This is a genomic window from Streptomyces sp. NPDC059166 (assembly GCF_042755185.1).
In the GTDB taxonomy this organism is placed as follows: Bacteria; Actinomycetota; Actinomycetes; order Streptomycetales; family Streptomycetaceae; genus Streptomyces.
Map to the genome: position 1 here is coordinate 76817 of NZ_JBHZCI010000007.1, position 21856 is coordinate 98672.

Below are 21856 nucleotides of genomic sequence, written 5' to 3' on the forward strand. Positions count from 1 at the left end.
GGCATGACGGCGGACAGCATGCGCCTGCCGGCGTCGACGGGAGCGGTTGTCGACACCGGCAGGCGTGGGGGTGGCGGGGACACGGCTGTCGGCGACCCGCGCCCGCGCCGGCTTACCCGCCTTGCGCCGTATCCGTCGCCGCCCGACGGCAGAGCGCGGGAAGCACGGATGCCAGGCTGGCCGTGAGCCGGTGCGTGTAGGGCAGATGGAGTGACTCGTTCGGCCCGTGCGCGTTCGTGCCCGGCCCCTGGACACCGCAGGCCAGGACCTGGGCGTCCGGATAGCGCTGCTGCAGGATCCCCATCAACGGGATCGTGCCGCCCTGGCCGATCATCGCGAGGCGGGCGCCGTCGTAGTGGTCTCGGCTCGCCTGATCGAGTGCGTCATGCAGCCAGGGCCGCATGGTCCGTGCGTTCCATCCGTCGGCGAGAACGGTGTCGGGTGTGAACCGTACCCGTGTGCCGTAGGGCGGGTCCGCTTCCAGGAGCGCCTGGAGTTCGCGCACGGCGGCCTTGCTGGACACGGTCGGCGGCAGACGGAGCGAGAGCTTGACGCCCGTGTGCGGACGCAGCACGTTCCCCGCCTCGGCGATGGGCGGCAGCCCCTCCGCGCCGGTGATCGCGAGGCTCGGCCGCCACGCCCGGTTGAGCAGCAGTTCGGCCGGGTCGTCGACGACCGGGCCGGCGGAACCGTGCCAGGAGAAGCGCTCGGCGACACGCTGTCCGAGGACCGCTCCTGCCTCTTCGGCCTGCGCCCTTCGCTCCGGCGGAATCGCGACACCGAACGACGGGGGAAGGAGCCGTCCGCTTCCGCTGTCCTCGAGACGTTCGAGCAGCATGCGCAGCACGCGGAAGGACGAGGGGACGACTCCGCCCGCGTCGCCGGAGTGCGCCCCGTCGTCGAGCACCTGGATGTCGAGTCGTCCGCTGCAGTGTCCGCGCAGAGAGGTGACCAGCCACAGGCGGTCGTAGTCACCCGCGCCCGAGTCCAGGCACATCAGCAGATCCACCGATCCGATGCGCGGCGAGAGCACGTCGAGCCAGTGGTCGAGGTCCGGGCTGCCGGACTCCTCCCCGGTCTCGAAGACGCCGACGCAGCGCGGCCGGGGTACGGACTGGTCGTCGACCGCGAGCACCGCCGCCAGCGCCGCGTACGCCGCGTAGCCGTCGTCCGCACCTCCGCGGCCGTACAGTCGGGTGCCGTCGAAGACCGGTGTCCACGGTCCGTGCCCGTCACTCCAGCCCGTGCCTCCGGGCTGCTTGTCGAGGTGGCCGTAGAAGAGGGCGGTGCCTTCTCCGGTGCCAGGGATGTCCACGTACACCACGGGGGTGCGGCCGGGTTCCCGGAGGACCTCCGCGGTCAGTCCCTTGACCGGCGTCGAACGGGCCCACCGCGCGAGATCGGTCGCCGTCCGGTCGAGCAGCCCCCGCTGCTCCCAGTCGTCGTCGTAGGCGGGGCTGAGGGCCGGGACCTCGATGAACGCCGAAAGCTCCGCAAGGAGCGAGTCGTTCCAGAGGTCGCGGCAGAAGGCGAGGGTCCGGCCGGGATCGAGTGCGAAGTCCGGACGCTCAGGCATCGACGAGGTCCTCCGTGCCCGGTGCGAAGCGGAAGCCCATGGCCTTCTCCAGGGGTTCGTACAGATCGGGCATGAACATCGTCCTGGACAGGATCAGGCTCTCCACCGGCGCCACCATCACGGTGATCCGGTCGCCGACGCCGATCTCACCGGAGGTGACGGGACGGCCGTCCTCGGCGAAGGTCATGATCAGCTCCGGGAAGCGGGAGATCCGTGCGCCGTCGTGGTCGAGGACCATGTACTCGTTGATGAAGTGCACGGTCGTCGCCTCGGCGTCGTCCAGCGCCACCAGTCCGTAGTCCCGGCCGCCCGACTGTACGCACCGGTAGTCCTTGACGCGTCCCTCGGCGACGATCCGGCCGCCCAGGTGCTTCGCGGTCGCTTCGACCCCGCCGGAGATGTGGACGCGGCCCAGTTCGATCGCCTGGCTGATGGCGCCGGGCGCGCCGTTCTCCAACGCGTAGCCGACGGTGACCGGGTTGCGGGCCACGCCGATCCAGCCGCCCGCGTCGACGGAGGCCCGCCGGACCAGGGAGGAGGTGCTCTCCAGGCTGCCGGTCACCACACCCTCGAGGTAGTTCTCCGGGTGCCCGCCGGCGAACGCCTGCAGGGACTGGAAGTCCTCGACCAGGTGCAGGCCCATGCCGCCCATGACGCTGGTGGGCTGGGCGCGGCCGTTGCAGGCGAAGTCGATGACCGGCAGACCCGTGAGCGCGGAGTGCAGCCATCCGTTGAAGGTGGTGTACGCGCCGTTCTCGTTGCAGTGCAGCGCCGCCAGCTTCCGGCCCGCCGGAAGCTGTTCACGGAGGAGCTCCAGAGTGCGCAGCATGTGCCGCGGCAGGACCAGCGGGTCGGGCGCGGCCGGCGCGCCGACCAGGGCGATGGTGGCCGTGAGATCGTCCTCCGCGAACTCGTCGGGGCTCCACAGCTGCGGGGTCCCGACCTCCATGGCGACGCGGACGGCCTCCCTGCCCGTCTCCACGATGCCGCCACCTCCTCCTCCGAGGATGGCACCACCGATCAGGGCGGGTTCGACGTCGGCGAGGGTCAGATCGCGTTTCATGTTTCTACCTCCGGTGAAGGGACGGATGCCCGTTGAACGGGTAGGCGGTGGGAGGGCTCAGGAAGCGGCGGCGCGATGGACGCCGTTCCCGAAGGCGTAGAGCGCGTCGCCGGCGATGACGCCGCCGGCGAAGACTTCGAGGTTCTCCCTGGCGTCCCGGCCGCGGACGCGCGTCACGGCCAGGCGGACGAGGAGTCCGGCGACGACCATCCAGCCGGCGCCGGGGGTGGAGATGAGGAGCCCCGTGGCGAACAGGACGCCGAGCTGCCGGCGGGAGCCGCCGATGATCTGGAGGAGTGCGCCGGGCAGGGCCCACATCAGCAGGTGCCAGGCGGTGTCCGAGGAGATGCCCGCCTTGATGGCGGCCACGTACGCGGCGTCGATGGGAGCGGTCTGCCCGTTGTCGAAGAACACGCGGTACGAGGCGAGGACCACCGCTATCGCGACCACGAAGCCGATCATCCCTGCGATCAACTGCTGGCGACGGCCGTCCAGTTCGAAGGCGGGATCGCTCCCCCGGCCGCGCAGCAGGTGCCCCGCCTTGAAGTCGTAGCCCATGTCGGCGAAGGCCGGACCCGTCGCGGCCGTGAAGCCGGACAGCACGACCAGAGCCTCTGCCGGGAATCCGATGAGGATGCCGAGCAGCAGGGTGATCAGGGCGAGCGCGAACGCGGGGAACCACCCCGAATGCATCGCGGCGATGCCGACCAGCAGCTCGTGGACCAGCGCCGCGACGCCGGCGTACAGGACGAAGCCGATCAGCATCGGCACGCTCATGCCTGACACGATGCCCGTGCCCAGGGCGAGGCCGAGAGCGATGACCATGTATCCCAGTACCCCGGTCCCGAGAGTGGGGCCGAGCGAGCTCACCGCCACAGCCGGCGCGGGGGTGCCGCCTTCCGCCCCGGGACCTGCGGGCGCCTCGCCGTGCCCGGGCCCCGTGGCGGCCTCGGACGTGACGGCACGTGCGGTACGGCTCTCCCTGCGCACGAGCAGACCGACCTGGACGAGGGCGACGAGGCCGGCGCCGATCATCATGCCGTGCGGTACGTAGTCGGCGGTGAGGTCCCAGCCGGTCAGGCTCGGGACGTACCGAACGGTGAGCAGTCCGAGGCCGAAGGCGACCATCGCGCCCACTCCGCCGATCATGGCGACGCCGAACGCCGACATCGGAAGGGCGAAGAGCCATGCTCCGAGGACACCGGTGACGAGCCCGCCGCCGAGGATCGCGGCGCGCCGCCCACCTTCGTCCCCCGCCTTGATCGCCTCGGCCGCGGCGATGCCCACCGGCCATGGGTTGGACGCGGTGAACGCGGGGGTGTCGTACATCCGGTAGAGCAGCCAGGCGTCCCACAGCAGTGCGCAGGAGACGCCGATCAGCATCGGGACGACCATGTCGTGCAGCCCGAACAGGAAGGGGATGCCGATCGGCAGGAACAGGCTGTTCGCTGCGCCGAAGGTCGCCGACGAGATGCTGGTCTGCACGAGGTTCTGCACGTGCGCGGACCGGTATCGGCGGAACACGGCGAGGGGTATGCGCGCCAGCGTCATCGCGACGAGCGCGCCGATGAGCGAGGTGCTCGGGGTGATTCCCAGGCTTGTCAGTACCTGGATCCCGACGACGGCGCCGAACACGCTCACCGCCACCGACAGCATCAGGTTGCCCGGTGCCAGTGCGCGTGGGTGCCTCGACGGGGCTGACGGCCTCGTCCGCGTCTCTGCCCGCTGGTCAGTCACTCGGTTCTCCCTCAAGCCGCTGACCGTGCCGGACGATCAGGCCTCGGAGTTGCAAAAAATGCAACCAAGATCTATTTCTTGGAACATTAGTGGCCAGGGAGGATCGGGATGTCAAGGGTTGACTTACGGTGTCCGTGCCGCGTGAGAGCGTTGTCCGCAAAGGAACGAAGGGGTGGGGAGGGCTTGTGAGCTCACTCGTCAAAGCGAAGGATGTCCTTCGGCTCATGTCGCGGATGCGTCGCGACCTGACCGTCATGGACATCGCCAACGGGCTCGGTCTGCCCAAGAGTTCGGTGTCCCGGACCTTGTCGCTGATGGCGGAGCAGGAGTTCCTGGAACGCGATCCGGTGACGCGGGCCTACCGCCCGGGAGCTCTTGTCATGGAGGCCTCCTACCACTTCCGTGCCGCACGGTCGGCGCGCATGCTCCTGGAGGAGGAACTGGGGAAGCTGGTCGACGAGATCGGCTACACCGGTTACGTCGTCATGCTCGACGGCAGTGAGTCGCTGGTGATCCACATGCGCACCGGGCGGGCCGGTACCCTCCAGGCCTACACGCCCGTCGGGACGCGGGCGCCCGCCTACGCCACCTCGATGGGGCGGGCGCAGCTGTCCCACCTCACCGACGCCGAGGCGCTGGACCGGGTCGGCACCACATTCGAACCGATCGGTGAAGCGCCCCGCGACCAGGCCGAGTTGTGCGGGCAGCTCGCCGACATCAGGGTGCGCGGATGGGCCTTCTCGCACGACGAGTTCGTGCTCGACGTCGCAGGGACCGCTTCGGCGGTGAGGGACCCCGGAACCGGCCAGATCCTCGGCATCGGACTGGCGTTCCCGGCGAGAGACCGGAACGACGCCCTGGTGGCCCGGTGCGGCGCCGCGGTCCGCGACGCGGCCTCACGCGTCGGGAGACACATCGGCGATCCGTCGTGGCTCGCATTCGAGGCGCCCGCTGCCGAGTGATCAGCGGCGCCGCCCCCCGGCAGGTGCCGCACCCCGGCCGGGCCGGGCGAATCACGGCCGATCACGCGGACGCTCCACCCCGGCCGCGTAGGCGATGTCAGGGAATCCACGGATGCGCGGCACGGTGACCGCGGAGGAGAGTGGTGCCGGCCGGGCGGGCCGAACGTCACGGAGCTCCCGGGACGGCCGCATTCCGGGGGAGGGTGGCGAGTGGTGCGAGCATCGGAGAAGTGGGCGCGCCGGACGGCGCTGACCGGAGCGGTGGTCAGTATCGCGTTGGGGGCCTGGCTGGTCTGGCTGCTCCCGGGGCCCCACCTCGCGGCCGTCCTGGGCATCGGCCCCGTGGACGGCGTCATGACGATCAGCTCGTGCTACGCCGTCACCGACATCGAGGGCTACGAGGACGGCACCGACTGCCAGGGCATGTACACCCCGCGCGCGGCGGGTGAGCCCGCGCGGCGGGTGACACTGGACAAGGCCGCTTCGCACCGTCCCGGCAGCACGGTGGAGGTGCGGATGGTGCGAGGCAGGGCCCATGAACTGTCCGGCAACGCGCTGGGCACGTGGGTCGCTGTCACGGGCTTCGTCATCGGACCGTTCCTGGCCCTCACGCTGTCCTTCTGCGCCGCCGCGCGGGACGCCACGTGGAGCCACGACGGCAACTACGTCCTGCTCTTCATCGTCGCCGAGATGGCCGCCCTCGTCCTGGGAGTCGTCGCGGGCGTCCTCGTGTCGATCTGGCAGGCGCTGTTCGGCTGAGCGGGCGGGACGGCGCAGATCCGCCCGTCACGGCGGCTGCACGAACCACCGGACGGATGTCCGCCCCGACGTGATACACAGGGCTGTGGAGTTCGGCAGAGAGCACACACCCGCGGACGCACCGGGCCATGCGGTCGCCCGTCGCGCGGGCGGAAGTCCGTTCGTCGGCCGCACGGCCGAACTGGAGCTCCTCGACAGGGCGATCGCCCGCCCGGGCCATGACGCTCCGGCTCTCGTCGACATCAGCGGAGCGGCGGGCATCGGCAAGAGCCGGCTGATCGCGGAGTTCGTCATCGGTGCGCGGCGCCGCGGGACGACGGTTCTACGCGGCCGCGCGGCCGAGTACGAGCGGCACCTCCCGTTCCATCCCTTCGCCGACGCGTTCGCCGATCTGGACCACCGTCCACCGCACGCGACGGACCTGCCGGAGGCACTGTCCGCCGTTCTCGGCCCACGGAGCGCCGGCCCGCTTCCCCTCACCACCGACCGCTTCGGCCTCCACCGTTCGGTGGCGGCCCTGCTGGCGCGGCTCGGCCGGTCCGGGGGCCTGGTCCTGGTGCTGGACGATGTGCACTGGGCGGACCCGGCCTCGGTGGAACTGCTCGGCCATCTCGTCCGGCACCCCGTACCCGGTCCGGTCGTCCTCGTCACCGCCCGCCGTGACCGGCAGACACCGGTCTCGCTGACCGCGGCGCTCACCCGCGGGGCCGGTACCGGGGCGGTCCTCAGCATTCCTCTTGCTCCCCTCACGGAACGGGACTGCGTGGAAGGGCTCGCGCCCGATCTGCCGCACGACCGGGCCACGCTCCTCCACACCGCGGGCGAGGGCAACCCGCTCCACTTCCTGTCCCTCCTGCACGCGTACCGCGAGGACGCGGCGCGCAGGCCCGCCTCGTCCGCGACCGGCACCGGTGCCGGTGAACTCCCCACCGGTCTGGCCTCCTTGCTGCTCGACGAACTGGCACCGCTGACACAGCCCCAGCGCCGCACTCTCGAAGTGATCGCACTGCTCGGCGATCAGGCCGTCCACCCGGTCATCCGGGAGGTGACGGGACGCACCGACGCCGAGCTGGACCACGACCTGGAAGCGCTGACGCGACGTGACCTCGTACGGCCCGGCCCCGGCGGCCGCATGGTGCCGCGCCACCCGGTGATCCGTACCCTGGTGCACGATTCCACCGCCCCCGGACGGCGCGCCTCGATCCACCGGGCCGCCGCCGCCGAACTGGCCCGGACCGGCGCGCCCGCGGCCGACCGGGCGCAGCACATCGAACGATCGGTCACCACGTGGGACCCCCAGGCCTACGCGGTGCTGAGGCAGGCCGCCGAGCAGACCGCGTCGACGGCGCCGACCAGCTGCGCACACTGGCTCCTCGCGGCACTCCGGATCCTGCCCGACACCCCTGAACACGCCGCTGAGCGACGTGACCTGATGCTGTGGCGCGCCCGCGCACTCGGGGTCGCCGGTGAGCTGCGGGAGAGCCGTGACCTGCTGCACCGGGTGATTGCCGCGGCGGGTCCCGAGGACAGCGGCGTGAGGACGTCCGCCGTCGTGCTGTGCGCGCTGACGGAACGCCACCTCGGCAGATTCTCCGAGGCGCTCGCACTGCTGCGCCGTGAGCTGAACAGGACACCGGAGCCGTCGCCGCGCGACCGGGTGTCGATCGGCATCGAGCTGAGTTCGTCCGCGCCCCACAGCGCCTCCTATCCGCTGATGCGCGGCGAAGTCGCGCGCACGCTCGCGGACGCCCGTCTCCTCGGCGACGAACGCGGTGAGGCGGCGGCGCTCGCGGTCGCCGCGTTCGGCGAGGCATACGAAGGCGACGTGACCGCCGCGAGCGCATGCGCGGAGCAGGCGGCGGCGATACTGGACGGCTTGCCCGACGGCGACCTCGCGGCGCTCTGCGAGCCGCTCGGCAGGCTGGGATGGGCCGAGGCGTTCCTGGGCCGCTACGCCGACGCGGAGCGCCATGCCGACCGGGGTCTCGGTGTGGCCCGCCGCAGTGGGCAGATCTATCTCCTGCCCCTCCTGCTGCTGTGCAAGGCCCATGTACGGGTCCAGACCTGCCGCTTGCCGTCGGCCTGCGAACTGGCCGACGAGGCGGAGGACGTCGCCCGCGGCGTCGGCAGTGCCGAACTGCTCGCCTTCGTCCTGGCCAACAAGGCACAGGTGTGCGTCGCCTCGTCGGCGCCCGGTGACCCCCGGGCCGTGGCGACCGCCGAGGAGGCCGTCGCCGCAGTGGGGGCGAGCGACAACTGGCGGGCCTCCATGGCCTGGTGCATGCTCGGCTACGCGGCGCTCACCGGCGGCGACCCACACCGTGCCCGGGACGCGCTCCTGCGGGCGGGAGGCGACGACCTGCGCGGCCTGCAACCCTCGATGCGCCCCCTCTTCTCGGAACTCCTCGTCACGGCCGCCCTCGCCACCGGAGACGTCCCGGCGGCGTCCGCATGGTCCGAGCGGGCAGGCCGGGAGGCGGAGCGGCTCGGCCTGCCGGTGCAGCGTGCCTCCGCGATGCGGAGCGCGGCCCAGCTGGCACTGCACCACGGCGACGCAGCGACGGCGGCGGCGCTCCTGGCCGAGGCGGCAGCCTTGTGCGCGCGCTCGGGGGCGGTGTTCTGGGAGGCGAGGTCCCTGTTGCTGGCGGCCCCGGCGATGGAGGCCGCCGGGGCCGGTGAGCGCGCCGTGGCGATGTGGAGGCAGGGGCACCGGCTCGCGGTCTCGGGAGGCGCGGGCCTGCTGACCGGTCTGGCGGAGATGACACGGCTGTCCGTACTCCGCACCACCTCCACGGCTCCGTCGTGGCTGTCCTCCTTGACCGCGCGGGAACGGGAGGTCGCCGGTCTGGTGGCCGAAGGCCTCACCAACCAGGCGATCGCCGCCAGGCTCTACCTGAGCCCTCGCACCGTCGAGACCCATGTCTCCCGCGTCCTCCGCAAGGCCGGCGTCGCCACCCGGGCCGCGCTCGCCGCGCTCGTGAGCCGTTCCTGACGCCGGAGGCGCCGCCCGGCGGCACGCCCCCGGCGCCGCCGGTAGCGTGATCGTCGCCGCATGGGAGACCCATGTGTCCGGCGGGCTTCGCGAGGAACCCCGGTGGCGAGCGAAGGGAACGTGATGAGCGAACCGGTGAAACCTGGAGTCGAGGTCCCGGAGGGCGCTGCCGCGCCCACCGAGCTGACGATCCGCGATCTCGTGGTCGGGGAGGGACCGGAGGCCCTGCCGGGAAGGGTCGTCCAAGTCCACTACGTAGGTGTCACGTTCGCGTCAGGCAGGGAGTTCGACTCCTCCTGGGACGGGGGCAGGCCCTACAAGTTCGCCGTGGGCGGCGGCAAGGTGGTGAAAGGCATGGACCGCGGGGTGCGGGGGATGAGGCCCGGCGGCCGGCGCGAGATCATCGTTCCGCCGCGCCTGGGCTACGGCAAGCAGTCACCCTCCCCGTCGATCCCCGCCGGATCGACGCTGATCTTCGTCGTGGACCTGCTGACCGTGGCGGGCGGGACGGCCGGAGCGAGGCCGGGCCCGGCCTGAGCACCGGCACTCTCCGGCCGCCGCCGCCCGCCGCACGATGCCGTGTACGGGTGGACCGGTCGCGCACCCCGGGATGCGCCATGCCCGCGGGGCACGGCACATCCGTCCCCGGCCGATCCGGTGCGTCACGCTGCCGCCGGACGTGGGCTGCCGCTGCGGGCAGCCCCGCCGCCGACAGCGCGCCCGGCGCATCTCCTCAGCCGCCCTCGACGCGGAGGGAGCGCGGAGCCTCTCCGCCCTGCGCGAGGACGGGGAAACCGCGCAGGCCCGGAGTGAGCGACCCGAGTACGGCCGGCCGACGGGCGCCGGTGCAGGACGGCAGGGTGCCGGGCAGACCGTGGACGCCGAGCCAGCCCAGCACGGCGAAGGCGAGCGCTTCCTTCGAGGCGGAAGCCAGACCGGCTTCGTCCGACGTCCGCACCGGCACGGAGAGTTCCTCGCGCAGCGCGCGCATCAGCTCCGGGTTGAGGATCCCGCCGCCGGAGGCGATCACCTCGCTCGCGCCCAGGTCCCGTACCGCGTCGGCCACCGTGACCGCGGTGAGCCGGGTCAGCGTCGCCGCCACGTCCTCCAGCGGAATCTGCCCGTGACCGGACAGCCGGTCGAGGAGGTAGGGGAGGTGGAAGAGCTCCTTGCCGGTGGTCTTGGGTGCCGGGAGGCCGTAGTACGGCTCACCGAGCAGGGTCCGCAGGAGCTCCGGCCGCACCCGGCCGCGGGCGGCCAGCTCGCCGCCCGCGTCGTAGGTGAGACGCCCGCCGGTGCCGTGGCTGACGGCGGCGTCCAGCAGCGCGTTGCCCGGGCCTGTGTCGAAGGCGAGGTGTGCGCCGTCCCGGACGGCCGTCACATTGGCGATGCCGCCGATGTTGAGAGCGACAGGTGTCCCCCCTCGCCCCGCCAGCCAGAGGGCGTCCACCATGCTGACCAGCGGAGCCCCCTGCCCGCCGGCCGCCACGTCCCGGGTCCGCAGGTCGGCGAGGACGGGCAGCCCCGTCCGCTCGGCGATCCACGCCGGCTGTCCGATCTGGAGCGTGCCGTGGACCTGGCCCTTTTCGACCCAGTGGTAGACGGTCTGGCCGTGGGAGACGGCGAGTTCGGCCCGCCCGCCGCACAGTTCCGTGTCGGCCCGGGCGGCTGCCTCGGCGAATGCCCGGCCGATCCCGGTGTCCAGCACGCACACATCGCGCAGGGTGGTCGGCGCCGGTGGCATGGCGGCGGCGAGAGCGGTGCGCAACTCCTCCGTGTAGCTGTCGGTGACCATGCCCAGAGGACGGACGACGAGGGTGTCACCGTCACGTTCGATGTCCGCCGCTGCCGCGTCGATGCCGTCGTAGGAGGTGCCGGACATCAGGCCGATCACGCGCATTCGGGGGACTCCTCGGTGTCGGAGGTGGCAGCCGCGCCGCGGAGCGGGCGGGCGTGGTCGTCGCCGCGCAGAGTCCACAGTGCGAGGACGCTGACGGCACAGGTGGCGGCGGCGTAGTAGCCGGGGACGTCGGCGTCCCCGGTCCGGTCCACCAGCTCGGTGATGATCAGGCCCGCGCAGCCGGAGAACACGGCGTTGGACAGTGCGTACGCGAGCCCCAGGCCCGTGTACCGCACCGAGGTCGGGAACATCTCCGACAGCATCGCGGGCCCGGGACCGGCCAGCATGCCCACCGCCGCGCCGGCGAGGAACACGGCGACGCCACGCAGCACGGCGGACGAACCCGGGTCCTGGAGCAGGTTGAGCAAGGGCAGCGACAGTACGGCGATCACCACGGCACCGGTCAGCATCACCGCCCGCCGGCCGACCCGGTCGCTGAGCCGGCCCGCGGGGAGGATCGAAGCCGCGAAACCGGCGTTGGCGAGCACGGTCGCGACCAGGGCCTGCTGGAAACTGGCGTCGAGGACGGACTGCAGGTAGGAGGGCATGACGACGAGGAAGGTGTAGCCGGCCGCGGACCAGCCCATCAGCCGTCCGGCGCCCAGCAGGATCGCCTTCGCCGTCTCACCGGCCGGAGCCGGTGCGGGAGCCGTTCGCTGCACGGGTCCGGCCGGAGCGTCCGTGGACTCCCTGACGAAGCTCGGCGTCTCGTCGAGCTTCAGGCGCAGCCACAGCGCCACCGCACCCATGGGCAGGGTCAGCAGGAACGGCAGGCGCCAGCCCCAGTCGTGGAGAGCCGCCTCCGTCAGCGATGTCGCGAGAATCGCTGCCACTCCGGCCCCGGCGAGCAGGCCCAGTGCCACGGTGAAGGACTGCCAGGCACCGTAGAGACCGCGGCGCCCGGGTGGTGCGAACTCGGTCATCACCGCCACCGCCCCACCGAACTCGCCACCGGCCGACAGCCCCTGGACCACCCTCAGGAGCGTCAGCAGCCACGGGGCCAGGGCGCCGACCGTCGCGTACGTCGGGAGGACCCCGATCAGGGTCGTGGCCCCCGTCATCAGCAGCAGAACGGTGATCAAGGTGGGCCTGCGGCCGATGCGATCCCCGAGCCGGCCGAACAGCGCGGCACCCACGGGGCGGAAGAAGAACGCCAGGGCGAACGAGGCGTAGGTGGCGATGAGCCCTTCGGCTTCGCTGCCTCCGCCCGGGGTGAAGAAGTTGGCGGCGATGATGGTGGCGAAGTAGCCGTATACGCCGAACTCGTACCACTCGATGAAGTTGCCGACGGCGCCGGCGGCCAGAGCGCGGCGGGGCGGGCCCGCGGAGGCGGGGGCGGGTGGGGATGTGGGGGAAGGAACGGGGGAGGGCGTGTCCATGGGGGGCCTCCGGACGGCGGCGTGCGGGGGTGGACGGCTGAGGAGAGGGCAGGTGGTCCAGACCTCTCGGCACAGCGTGGACCATGGAAAGCCGCGATGGCAAGGGGTGACGTTCCGTGGTGTCCGCAGGTCGGCGCCGTGCGGAGTGCCGGTGCGCGCGGATCGGTCCCGTACGGCCCGAGGGTCCCGTGACGGCCGGCATCGGCGCATGCCGGGCGCACCTCCCGCCGCGGATCTCGGGCACGGGCCGGGGCGGGCCGGGGAGCGACCGGACGGGCCGAGCGGTTCAGCGGGAACGGCGGTGCGTCGGTGAGCAGTGGAACCCGCACGTCCGGCCGCGAGCAGCGCACTCGCCGAAGGATGTGTGCTCGGCATCCGGCCCGGAGTGGGAGGCGGAGGCCGTAGGGGCCGGTTCGGAGGGGCTCCCGCGGGTCCTGGCACCCGTCGTTGTCGGGGCCGGCCCGGTACCCTTTCGGGATGACTCAGCCCCTTGTGCCCACCGGGCGGCGGCCCGCGAACGACGGGCCGAAGGCGGCTGCGCGCAATCGTGAGGCCCTGATCGCGGCCGCGCGGGAGATCTTCGCGTCCCAGGGGCTGTACGCCCCGCTGTCCTCGATCGCGCGTCGCGCCGGGGTCGGCCAGGGGGTCCTGTACCGCCATTTCCCGGACCGGGACTCCGTGGCGATCGCGGTCCTGGAGGAGAACGTGCGACAGGTCGAGGAGGCGGCCGCGGCCGAAGGGGCTCTTCTCGCCGACGTCCTCGGTGTTCTGACGTGGCACCTGACGGATTCGGCCGCCTTCCTCGGTCTGCTGCATAGCAACGGTGCGGCAGGCCACGCGGCGACGCTCGCCCACGCCCGGGTCCTGTCGGCCAGGGTGGAGGCCGCCCTGCGGCGAACACTGCCGGCGCGGCACCGGCTGGGCGGGGGCGACGACCTCATGATCGCCGTCGGCATGGTCTCCGGCGCCACCAGCGGCCCCGCACGCGAATCGCGGGAACGCCGGGCGGCGGCCGCATGGCGACTCCTCGGCGTCGAAGTGGGGCCGGTCCGCCCCTTCGGCGGCCGGCATCCGACGGCTGAACGGGGCTGAGGCGGCTCAGGCCTCGTCCGCGCCGGGACCGGACGGTTCGGTCGGGGCCCGGGACGAGCCGAGCCGGAAGCGCTCAGGCACGCCCGAGCCGGGCCGGGGCCGGGTGGTCAGCCTCCGTTGGACTGCCGGGTTCCCTCGGCGAGCGCGTCGAAGGTGTACAGGTAGCCGCCGGCCGGTCCGCTGACGGTCATGTACGCCTTGGTCCCGCCGGGCGTGATCGCCACGTTGGTCGCCGATTCGAGCCCTTCGGTGCCGGCCGGGATCTCGACCGTCGCCAGGCGCTCACCGTCCCGGCCGTACACGGCCATGGCGGCTCGTCCGTGGAGCGCCTGGTAGAGGTTGCCGTCCGCGTCCACGGCGATCGAGTCGGTCTGGGCGATCCCGCCGTCCACCCGGATCGCCGTGTGCCGGGACGTCATGGCCCCCGCCCCGTCCAGGCGGAGGTAGGAAATCCGGTTCTGGGTGAGCTCGCTCACCCAGAGCCCCTGGTAGTCCTCGTCGAAGGAGATGCCGTTCGGTGAGGCCAGCCGGTCCGCGACGACGGTGGCCTTCCCGCCGTCGCGCTCGATCCGCACCACTCGGCCCCGCGAGTCGCCGGGGGACTGGCTCCTGGAGTCGCTGACGTACAGGTTGCCCTCCTGGTCGAAGGCGATGTCGTCGGGATTCATCCTCGCGCCGTCGACCTCGCCCGAGAAGAAGGTCTTCGGGTCGCTCCCGTCCGGGGCCAGGCTGACCACCTCGCCGTGGGCGTAGTCGGTCAGGTACAGCCGGCCGTCGTACGGGCTGGACTGTGCCGAGGTGTAGGCGCCCCGGTCGTCCGTGTACACGGCCTGCGACGTCCTCCTCCGCACGTCGACGCGCAGCAGCTTCGGTACACCCGCGGGTGCGGTGACGTCGACGACGAGCAGCTTGCCGTCGCTGTCGAAGGTGGGGCCCTCGAGCAAGGTCATCCCGGTCTCCTGGTGAACCTTCGTGAGCCGCACGACCTGGTGGGCGTGGACGGTCCTGCCCGCGCCCGCGGCGGCCGGTGTGCCCTCGGCCGGGCCGCTCCTCTCCGTCCCGCATCCGGTGAGGGCCATGGTGCCGACGGCGGCGAGAGCCGCGAGGGACCGGAACGGAAGTCGTCGCATGGGGGGATCACTCTTCTCTGTCTGCGCAATGCCCCGGCCGGCCTGGTCCGCCCGGGGCGCGGAGGTGCCCGGCGGGTGTGGTGGGGGCCACCCGTGGAGCAACCGGACAGTGGTGTCCGGTTGTTGCTACCGTAGCGGATGGCCGCTCGGTCCGGAGTGGCCGAACGAATGGAGTGAGCCCCCCCACATGACGACCACTCACCTGTCCGAACCCGGTGATCTCGACGCCCTCAGGCAGCGCTACAGCCATGAACGCGAACGGCGGGTGCGCCCCGACGGCGCCCGCCAGTACCGTGCCGCGGAAGCGGACTTCGGCTACTACGCCGCCGATCCGTACGCCGAGGAGACGGTCGGACGCGAGCCGCTGAAGGACTCGGTCGACGTCGCCGTGGTCGGTGGCGGATTCGGCGGCATCCTCGCGGGCGCGCGGATGCGGCAGCAGGGCGTCGAACGTGTACGGATCGTCGACAAGGGCGGAGACTTCGGCGGCACCTGGTACTGGAACCGCTACCCGGGGATCCACTGCGACATCGAGTCGCACGTCTACCTGCCGATGCTCGACGAGACCGGGTACGTGCCGGAGTGGAAGTACGCCCCCGGCGAGGAGATCCGCCGTCATGCCGTGCGCATCGCGCGGAAGTACGACCTCTACCCCGACGCCCTGTTCTCCACCGCCGTCACCTCGCTCACCTGGGACGAGGCGACCGAGAAGTGGATCGTGGCCACCGACCGCGGCGACGCCTTCCACGCCACGTACGTCGTCACCTCGACCGGGACCATGTCCGAGCCCAAGCTGCCCGGGATACCGGGCATCGAGACCTTCCGCGGCCACACCTTCCACACCTCGCGCTGGGACTACTCCTACACCGGCGGCACCCCGGAGGGCGGTCTGACCGGCCTCCGGGGGAAGCGGGTGGGAATCGTCGGAACCGGCGCCACCGGTGTCCAGGCCATCCCGATGCTGGCCGAGGACGCCGAGCACGTCTACGTCTTCCAGCGCACGCCCTCGAGCGTCGACGTGCGCGCGAATCGCCGGACCACGGCCGAGGACGTCGGCGCCGATCGCGAGGGCTGGGCCCACGAACGGCGCGAGAACTTCCTGCGCATCGTCTCCGGCGAGCAGGCCGCCCGCGATCTCGTGTCCGACGGCTGGACCGCCTCGGCGGCTCTCCTGGAGAAGCTGTTGCCCAGCTTCCGCCGTGAGGAGCAGGGACCTTCCTTCGAAGCCGCGTACGAGGCGGCGGACGCGGTGAAGATGAGCGAGCTGCGCGCCCGTGTCGAGCGGTCGGTCGAGGACCCCGGGACGGCCGAGAAGCTCAAGCCCTGGTACCGGTACGCCTGCAAGCGCCCCACCTTCTCCGACACGTACTACGCGGCGTTCAACCGCGACAACGTCTCGCTGGTCGACACCGCCGACACCCATGGCATCGAGCGCGTCACCGAGCACGGAGCGGTCGTCGGCGACCGCACGTACGAACTCGACTGCCTGATCTTCGCCACGGGATTCTCCGTCGGGGTCTCCGGCATCCTGTCCGGCAGGCTTCCCGTCCACGGGCGGGGCGGTACCCAGTTGTTGCACACGTGGGCGCGACAGGGGCCGAGGACCCTGCACGGGTTCACCGGCAACGGCTTCCCGAACCTGATCCACATGGGGTCCCTGCACAACGCCAGCAGCGTCAACTTCACGCACGTACTCGACGAACAGGCCGTCCACGCCGCCGCCCTCGTCGCCGCCGCCGAGGCAGGGCGGGCCGTTCTCGAACCGTCGCCGGAGGCCGAGGACGCCTGGCTGGCCGTCCTGGCCGAGGGGGCGGCGGACCACGAGTGGTTCCACGCCGAATGCACCCCTGGCTACTACAACCGCGAAGGACTCGGCCGGCCGAACTCCGCGAGCGCGTATCCCCATGGAGCCGTCGCGTTCCACGAACTGCTCCGGCGGTGGCGCGAGGAGTCGATCGCGGAGGTCCTGCGGCCCAGGGCCACCGCCGCCCGGTAGCACCTCCTCCTCCGCTGCACCCGCACCGGTACGGGCCGGCGCGCCGGCCGGCCTCCCCCGGGCGACGGGGCCGCGGGCGCGCGGAGGTGCCGGCGCGTGAGCGGTGGGCAGCGGGCCTCCTCGGTCAGGGCTCCGGGGCGGCCCGCCTCCTGTCCGCGGCGCGCGGAGTCGATCGCGACGGGCCCGAGTCCGAAGGGGCGGCGGCGTTCGCGGTTCAGCCGGTCCCGAACAGATGGGCGTTGACCGATTCCGCCTCCTCGGCGAGTTCCGGCAACTCCACCACCGTCACACCGGCCGCCCGGAGCTGTTCGACACCGACGCAGTCGTCCACGAACAGCGAGGGCTCGCGCCAGGCGGTGACGACCCGCGGCAGGCCGGCGGCGAGGATCAGCCGGGCGCACGGGTGAGGACGCGACCGGCGCTGCGAGCAGGGTTCCAGACTGGTGTAGATCGTCGCGGTCCGCAGCCGCGGATCGCCCGGCGGCAGCTTCGCGAGCGCCGACTCCTCCGCGTGTACGTGCGGATCGGCCTCGCGGCTGTACCCGTGGGAGAGCTCGGTGCCGTCGGAGCCGACGATCACCGCGCCGACGGAGTACGCACCCTCCGAGGGAGGGCACTTCGCCGCCAGCTCGATCGCCCTGCGCATCCAGTGGAGATCGAGGTCGCGGTCAGGGCCGCCTGCCCGCTGCCGCTGCTTCGGCGCGTAGTGCAGCAGCACGACGTCACCGATGGCCCGCGTCTCCACCAGCCGCATGCGCGCGGTGGGTCCGCCCGGGTAGTGGGCAGGGCCGAGGAACTTCGGCGCCCCGGCCTGTCCGACGAGCAGAGGGGCCACGACCAGGTGGAGTTCGTCGGCGAGATCCTGCTCCATCAACTGGGTGTGCACCGTGCCCCCGCCCTCGACGAGGAGCCGTTCGACGCGCCGCCGGCCGAGTTCGTCCAGGGCCCGCCCCCAGTCGAACTCAGGCCCGACGCTCACCACTTCGGCCAGTCCGTCCAGCTTCCTCCGGACCTCCGCGAGCGAGCCGTCCACGGTCAGGACGAGCTTCCTGTCCCCGTGCCGCCAGAATCTGAGGTCGGGGTCGATGCGGCCGGAAGCGGTGACGGTGACCTTCAAGGGGTGTGCGGGCAGCCCGCGCGCCACCCGTGCGGTCCGGCGCTGCTCGCTGTTCACCAGAAGGCGAGGATTGTCGCGGCGAAGGGTACTCGCGCCGACCAGGATCGCGTCGGCGCCCGCCCGCACCTCGTCGACCCGGTCGAAGTCCTCGGCGTTGGACAGCATCAGCCTGCGGTCACCGGCGTCGTCCAGGTGGCCGTCGACGCTCATGGCGGCCGACAGCACGACATACGGGCGGCTCGTCATCGGATCACCCCTTCTGTGAGGACTCGCACCGGGCCCTGGTCCACGGCCCGGTGGGACGCGTTCCGCGGTCGGGGGATGAGTCGCGCACCGGAAAGATAACAGGCATGTGACGCATGGGAGTTGGGCGAAAGATCTAGGCCGGAGAGTTGGCCGGAAGGTGCGGTCGGGCGCCGCGGTGGCAGGGGCCGGTCCGGGGTGGGGCGTGCCGGCCCGGGGTAAGGCGTCGCGGTCCGGAGGGGTCCCCGCGCACCGTCCGGATCCGGAGAGAGCCCTCGCATCGGCCGGTGGCCTGCGGGTCCGGCGACACGTGGATCTGGCATCCACGAGGGTCCGCAGGGGGCGTCCCGGGCGGTGCCGTATGCCGGCCGGACGCGCCTTAGCCTGAGCGGATGACATCAACTTCCAACACATCAGGCCCTGTTGGCTCCATCGCGCCGGGTCGTCTCCTCTCGGGAGGGGGCGGCTGGAGCCCCCGGGGCGGGAGTGCCGAGCCCCGGACGACGCTGCTGATGCTCCGTCACGGCGAGACCGTTCTGACCCCCGAGAAGCGCTTCTCCGGGAGCGGGGGTGCCGACCCCGGGCTGTCCGACGTGGGGAGGTGGCAGGCGGACCGCGCTGCGGCCGCCACCCTGCTGGAGGGCGCCGGTGTCGACGTGGTGCTCTGTTCCCCGCTCCGGCGCTGCCGGGAGACCGCGGCGGCGGTATCCCGGTGTCTCGGTCTGGAACCGGTGATCGAGGAAGGGCTGCGGGAGGCGGACTTCGGGGACTGGGAGGGGCTGACCTACGAGGAGGTGGAGTCCCGGTTCCCCGATGACCTGGCGGCCTGGCACGCGTCGGCCCGGACGCCGCCCACCGGGAGTTCGGAGAGTTTCGCCGACGTGGCGGGACGACTGGCCCGGGTCAAGGAGGATCTGGTCTCCCGGTACGGAGGCCGGACCGTTCTCGCGGTCAGCCATGTCACCCCGATCAAGGTGCTGATCCAGACGGCGCTCGGGGCGCCGGGGGAGTCGCTGTTCGCCATGGAGCTCTCACCGGCGTCCTTCTCGGGTCTCTCCTGCACCGGGTCGAAGGCATCCATGCGAGTTTTCAACGACACTTCGCATCTGCGCTGAATCCGTTGTTTCGGGAACACTGTCCCCCGGGGCCCGCGGCTCGCCTCATGTTTCGCCGGAGTTTCGTGAGCCTGCCGCGAGGGCGGCGGTGACCTGCTGCGTTCCGGATCCTGGAGGTCCGACGGGCCGGTGGTCGACGGGAGGCCCCGGAGTGACCTTGTTGACGGCGGCAAACGGTCATGCAACTCTTCGTGGGAGCGCTCCCGCACCGCAGGTGGCAGGGGGTGATCGGTATGCGAACAGACGGTGGCGTCCCGCAACGACGCCACTTCTTCTCGTCGACGGGGGAAATGAGCGCTGTCATGGCCACACCACGACATCACGATCATCCCGGTATCCGTAGGTCTCGGTGCGGGCGCGTCGCGGGGCGCGTCGTCACGGGCATGTGCCGCTGCGTAGCGATCTCCCCTCGGTCCCCTGGGGGCTGTGGCGGGGGAAGTACCGGTCACGTGCCCCGCTCCGCGCGCTGTTCCTGAGTCACATCGCTGTGTACCGGCGCCTGCCCGGCGTCCGGCGGGCTGGTTTCCCGCTGTCCGGGCGGGCGTCCGCGTGCCGTGGAACGGGCCGGGCGGCAGCCCGGTTCCTCGCCGGGCGGCGCTGACCCCACGGTGCCGGCGCCGCCTCCCCCGTACCGTCCCGAGATCCCTCGTGCCTCCGGTCGACGACCGGCGGGCACGCGCCGACGTGCGCGTCCGCTCGCGCCACCACGTAGTCCGTCATGAGAAAGGAACCCGGATGACCCAGCTCACCCATGCCGTCAAAGGCGATCGGGAACGTCCCTCACTGACCGTCCGTACCGCGGTGAAGGTCCCGATCGCGCTCCCGGACGCGTCGGAGGCATCTCCCACCGTCTACTCCTTCCGAGGACTGCCGGCCGACTTACCGGTCGACAAGGAGCCCCTCGCCGTGGTGTTCGAGGACCCCGGCCCGCTGCCGCTGGTCCGCCTGCACTCGGAATGCCTCACCGGAGACGTCTTCGGATCACTGCGCTGTGACTGCGGGCCCCAACTCGCCGAATCCCTCGCGATGTTCGCGGAGAAGGGCGGGATCCTCCTCTACCTGAGGCAGGAGGGCCGAGGCATCGGCCTGTACAACAAACTGGACGCCTACGTCCTGCAGGACTCCGGCATCGACACCTTCGAGGCCAACCGGAAACTGAACCTGCCCGACGACGCCCGTGACTACGGCATCGCCGCCGCGGTCCTGTCCGCGCTCGGGTACGACGAGATCCGTCTCGTGACGAACAACCCCGACAAACAACGGCAGCTCTCGGAACACGGGATCAGAGTGGCCGAGACCGTGCCCACCGGCTGCCACGCCAACCCCTTCAACGACTACTACCTCCGGACGAAGGTGGACTTCGCCGGGCACCGGATCGCCCTCGGACACGGGACGGCTTCGTGAACCCGGCCGTGGTGAAGCTCCTGGAGGAGGCGTGCCCCCAGCGGGTCGTCACCGCGGAGGATCCCCGGTACGACCCGCTGCGCCGGCTGTTCAACGGCATGCACGACCACCGCCCCGCCGTCATCTGCACACCGGCCGACAGCGCCGAGATCACCGCCCTCGTCCTGGCCGCGCGTGAGGCCGGTACGACCGTCACCGTGCGTGGCGGTGGACACAACGTCGCGGGTGCGGGCTCGAACGACGGCGGAGTCGTCCTGGACCTCAGGCTGATGCGGGGCGTCACGGTCGATCCGGTGCGCTCCGTGGCCCGGGTCCAGGGCGGTGCGACCTGGGACGACATCGATGCCGCCGCCGCGCGGTACGGACTCGCCACCACCGGAGGCACGGTGGGCTCCACAGGTGTCGCCGGGCTCACCCTGGGGGGCGGGATCGGCTACCTCACGCGCAGTCTGGGCCTGGCCTGCGACCGGGTGGAGTCCTACCGGATGGTCACAGGGGACGGGATGCGGCGCCAGGTCGATGCCGAGCGGGACCCCGAGCTGAACTCCCTGCTGCGCGGTTCGGGGCACGGCCTCGGGGTGGTGGACGAGTTCACCTTCGCACTCGCCCCCGTGTCGCAGGTGTACGGAGGCCGCTTCGCCTACCCCTTGCCCCATGCGGCCAGGGTCATGGAGGCGTTCGCCGAGCTGATGGACGACGCGCCGGCGGAGCTCACCTGCCAGCTCATGCTCGAACCCTGGGGAGATCCGGCCGCCCGCTCCGTCGTCGCCAACATCTGCTACTCCGGTACGGACGAGAAGGCCGTACGGCGGATCGAGCGGATCATGGCCTGCGCGCCGCTGACGGGCATGGACTTCGGTCCACGCTCCTACCTGTCCATGCAGGCCTCGCTGGGTGAGACCGACTTCGGGCTGCGGCACTACTGGACGACGTCCTCGATCACCGCGCTGCCCGTGGAACTGGCCGACGGGCTCGTCGACCACTACATGCGCGGCGGCTGCGGGGACGGCGTCGAGGACACGGTCCTCATCACACCGCTCGGCGGTGCCGTGCCCGACGCCGAGGTGCCCGGGACCATCACCTTCCGCGACGCGGCGTTCACCGTGCTGGCCATGGCGATCTGGCGGGACCCCGCGCAGGACGCCGCCCGGCGGGACTGGGCCCGCGGTGTCAGCCGGCTGTGCCGTCCGTGGTCCCTCCGCGGGGAGGGGCACGCCGACTACGTCAACTACGCGAGCGATCCCGCCGACCTGAACCGTCCCGGTCGGATCGCCGAAGGAACGGCCCGTTCCCTCCTGGACGTACGAAGGCGGCTGGACCCCGACGGAGTCTTCGGGCCGGCGAGCCCCCTTCCGTCGGCACCCGCCCACGCCTGAGCGGACCCGGACCCC

At 71.9% G+C, this 21856-nt stretch carries 16 protein-coding genes; 9 read left to right on the top strand and 7 right to left on the bottom strand.

What is annotated here, in order from left to right:
* Positions 1–112: 112 nt before the first annotated feature.
* From ACFXOA_RS07520 to ACFXOA_RS07530, 3 genes are read right to left on the bottom strand one after another with little or no spacing between them, the layout of a single operon-like run.
* Positions 113–1576, bottom strand: coding sequence for a M20/M25/M40 family metallo-hydrolase (locus tag ACFXOA_RS07520; protein WP_385023645.1), 1464 nt, complete (start codon positions 1574–1576; stop codon positions 113–115).
* Positions 1569–2639, bottom strand: a complete 1071-nt coding sequence (locus ACFXOA_RS07525; protein WP_385023647.1) for a DUF917 family protein — start codon at positions 2637–2639, stop codon at positions 1569–1571. The genes ACFXOA_RS07520 and ACFXOA_RS07525 overlap by 8 nt, the downstream gene beginning before the upstream one ends.
* Positions 2640–2696: 57 nt before the next feature.
* Positions 2697–4295, bottom strand: a complete 1599-nt coding sequence (locus ACFXOA_RS07530) for an OPT/YSL family transporter (protein WP_385023812.1) — start codon at positions 4293–4295, stop codon at positions 2697–2699.
* 266 nt (positions 4296–4561) lie between these two features.
* Between ACFXOA_RS07530 and ACFXOA_RS07535 the strand changes: the two genes are divergently transcribed.
* From ACFXOA_RS07535 to ACFXOA_RS07550, 4 genes are all read left to right on the top strand, one after another.
* Entirely contained in the window at positions 4562–5338 is a 777-nt protein-coding gene (locus tag ACFXOA_RS07535) for an IclR family transcriptional regulator (RefSeq protein ID WP_385023649.1), read from the top strand.
* Between the two features lie 210 nt (positions 5339–5548).
* Complete coding sequence (locus ACFXOA_RS07540; protein ID WP_385023651.1) at positions 5549–6097, top strand: hypothetical protein; 549 nt, start codon at positions 5549–5551, stop codon at positions 6095–6097.
* 85 nt (positions 6098–6182) lie between these two features.
* Entirely contained in the window at positions 6183–9089 is a 2907-nt protein-coding gene (locus ACFXOA_RS07545; protein WP_385023653.1) for an AAA family ATPase, read from the top strand.
* A gap of 123 nt (positions 9090–9212) precedes the next feature.
* Entirely contained in the window at positions 9213–9626 is a 414-nt protein-coding gene (locus tag ACFXOA_RS07550; RefSeq protein WP_385023655.1) for an FKBP-type peptidyl-prolyl cis-trans isomerase, read from the top strand.
* Between the two features lie 196 nt (positions 9627–9822).
* On the opposite strand, the gene ACFXOA_RS07555 is transcribed toward ACFXOA_RS07550, so the two are convergent.
* The gene (locus ACFXOA_RS07555) at positions 9823–10989 is read right to left on the bottom strand and encodes an anhydro-N-acetylmuramic acid kinase (RefSeq protein ID WP_385023657.1); all 1167 of its coding nucleotides are present in this window, start codon (positions 10987–10989) and stop codon (positions 9823–9825) included.
* Positions 10980–12368 carry an MFS transporter gene (locus ACFXOA_RS07560; protein ID WP_385023659.1) on the bottom strand — a complete coding sequence of 463 codons (1389 nt, stop codon included), beginning with the start codon at positions 12366–12368 and terminating at the stop codon, positions 10980–10982. The genes ACFXOA_RS07555 and ACFXOA_RS07560 overlap by 10 nt, the downstream gene beginning before the upstream one ends.
* A 477-nt stretch (positions 12369–12845) precedes the next feature.
* Here ACFXOA_RS07560 and ACFXOA_RS07565 point away from each other — a divergent pair, with 477 nt between their 5' ends.
* The gene (locus tag ACFXOA_RS07565) at positions 12846–13460 is read left to right on the top strand and encodes a TetR family transcriptional regulator (RefSeq protein ID WP_385023661.1); all 615 of its coding nucleotides are present in this window, start codon (positions 12846–12848) and stop codon (positions 13458–13460) included.
* Positions 13461–13567: 107 nt separating this feature from the next.
* Here ACFXOA_RS07565 and ACFXOA_RS07570 read toward each other — a convergent pair whose 3' ends face one another.
* Positions 13568–14590 (bottom strand): SMP-30/gluconolactonase/LRE family protein, encoded by a 1023-nt coding sequence (locus ACFXOA_RS07570; RefSeq protein WP_385023663.1) that lies wholly within the window; start codon positions 14588–14590, stop codon positions 13568–13570.
* Positions 14591–14777: 187 nt separating this feature from the next.
* On the opposite strand from ACFXOA_RS07570, the gene ACFXOA_RS07575 reads away from it, so the two are divergent.
* Positions 14778–16586 (top strand): flavin-containing monooxygenase, encoded by a 1809-nt coding sequence (locus ACFXOA_RS07575; protein WP_385023665.1) that lies wholly within the window; start codon positions 14778–14780, stop codon positions 16584–16586.
* A 214-nt stretch (positions 16587–16800) separates the two neighbouring features.
* Here ACFXOA_RS07575 and ACFXOA_RS07580 read toward each other — a convergent pair whose 3' ends face one another.
* Complete coding sequence (locus ACFXOA_RS07580; RefSeq protein WP_385023667.1) at positions 16801–17949, bottom strand: dihydrofolate reductase family protein; 1149 nt, start codon at positions 17947–17949, stop codon at positions 16801–16803.
* Between the two features lie 509 nt (positions 17950–18458).
* Between ACFXOA_RS07580 and ACFXOA_RS07585 the strand changes: the two genes are divergently transcribed.
* The 3 genes from ACFXOA_RS07585 to ACFXOA_RS07595 all read left to right on the top strand — a co-directional run bounded on the left by ACFXOA_RS07585 (position 18459) and on the right by ACFXOA_RS07595 (position 21841).
* Positions 18459–19061: a histidine phosphatase family protein gene (locus ACFXOA_RS07585; protein WP_385023669.1), complete on the top strand. Its 603-nt coding sequence runs from the start codon at positions 18459–18461 to the stop codon at positions 19059–19061.
* Positions 19062–19796: 735 nt separating this feature from the next.
* Entirely contained in the window at positions 19797–20465 is a 669-nt protein-coding gene (gene ribA / locus ACFXOA_RS07590) for a GTP cyclohydrolase II (RefSeq protein WP_385023671.1), read from the top strand.
* Positions 20462–21841: an FAD-binding oxidoreductase gene (locus tag ACFXOA_RS07595; RefSeq protein ID WP_385023673.1), complete on the top strand. Its 1380-nt coding sequence runs from the start codon at positions 20462–20464 to the stop codon at positions 21839–21841. The genes ribA and ACFXOA_RS07595 overlap by 4 nt, the downstream gene beginning before the upstream one ends.
* The last annotated feature ends 15 nt before the right edge of the window (positions 21842–21856 follow it).